The organism is Dactylosporangium sucinum (genome assembly GCF_014647515.1).
Taxonomy (GTDB): Bacteria; Actinomycetota; Actinomycetes; order Mycobacteriales; family Micromonosporaceae; genus Dactylosporangium; species Dactylosporangium sucinum.
In genome coordinates this window covers 44,714-45,961 of record NZ_BMPI01000081.1, presented here as the reverse complement: position 1 = coordinate 45,961, position 1,248 = coordinate 44,714, and the positions used below count along the sequence as shown (strand labels likewise).

At 65.8% G+C, this 1,248-nt stretch carries 2 protein-coding genes; both read left to right on the top strand.

The features are described from left to right. The first annotated feature begins 289 nt into the window (after positions 1-289). Positions 290-496, top strand: coding sequence for a type II toxin-antitoxin system VapB family antitoxin (locus IEZ31_RS48005; protein ID WP_229836992.1), 207 nt, complete (start codon positions 290-292; stop codon positions 494-496). Continuing rightward, a complete protein-coding gene (locus tag IEZ31_RS48000) occupies positions 493-912 on the top strand; it encodes a PIN domain-containing protein (RefSeq protein WP_190256820.1) in 420 nt (139 codons plus the stop codon). Before IEZ31_RS48005 ends, IEZ31_RS48000 begins: the two co-directional genes overlap by 4 nt. The last annotated feature ends 336 nt before the right edge of the window (positions 913-1,248 follow it).

The following is a 1,248-nucleotide window of genomic DNA, read 5'->3' as shown; positions in this document are numbered from 1 at the left end:
CGAGCGCGGAGAATCCCGCCGGCTCCCCGGCGAGCCGTCCCGAAGGGACGGCGAGCAGGGTGAGCCTAAGCCGGTGGAACGGACGATGCACCATGCGAACCACACGATCATGATTCCTGGCCACGCCCTGCCGGCCGCGACCGTCAACGCGGGTCGCTGGCATTGACCGACTCGAGCTTACGTTGCGGCGCGGCCCGCACGAGTCACAGTGCGCTGGATAGCGCCGACGCGCTGAGCACGCGACGGCGAGCCATGTATACAGCAGCGGCTTGCTGATATCATCAGCGTCGTGAGAACTATCATCGACGTGGACGATGAACTCCTTGAGGCCGCTCAATCCGAGTTAGGGACCGCGACGAAGAAGGACACCGTCAACGAGGCGCTGCGCTACGTGGCTGAGCGCAAGGCACGATCGCGCGCAGTCCTTGACGATCCGTTCTTCCTCGGCGGGTCCGACCTGACCGACCCAGATGTGATGCGTGGTGCCCGGCGTTGACCACGCTGTTCCTCGCCGACACCTCTGCGTACGCGGTTGCGCGTCGATCATCGGCGGCCGAGACCCGGCTCAGAACGCTGGCGGCGGACGGAACGCTGGCTACCTTCGTCACCGTTGACCTCGAACTGGGCTATTCGGCGCGCACCCCCGCCGAGCATCAAGGAATCTTCCGCATTCGTGGTCAACTCGTCCAACTCGCCTCCGTCGACGAGATCGCCCTTCGGGCACGCGAGGTTCAGGCCCTCATGGCGACCCGAAGTCAACACCGCGCCGCAGGCGTGATGGACCTGCTTACCGCCGCCGCCGCCGAGCACTACGGCGCCTCCGTCCTGCACTACGACGCCGACTTCGACCACATCGCTGCGGTGACCGGGCAACCCATCGACTGGGTCGCACCAAGAGGCTCTATACCTTGATCCAGCTGACGCGGCAGCCAGACCGACGTACACACTGCGACACTGGCAGCACCCCACCAGCGGCGGGCCGCGCCGACGGTTCGCACAATGCATCACCGGCGACGGCCGTTGAACAGCACTGCGCCCTGCTCCGGTGTCAGCTCGTCCCAGCCAGCCACAGCACCGTCATCCACGCGACGACCATCCGAATTGCAGCAACGCATCCTGAGACGCCAGGTGCCTCAGAAACTGTCTCACCCACCCGCTAGGGTGACCCCAAGAAACGCGGCGAAAAGGGTGAGTCGGGCGAATTGCACGCGCGCCCGAAGAGCGGTCAAGGTGGTGGTCCGTCCGGCC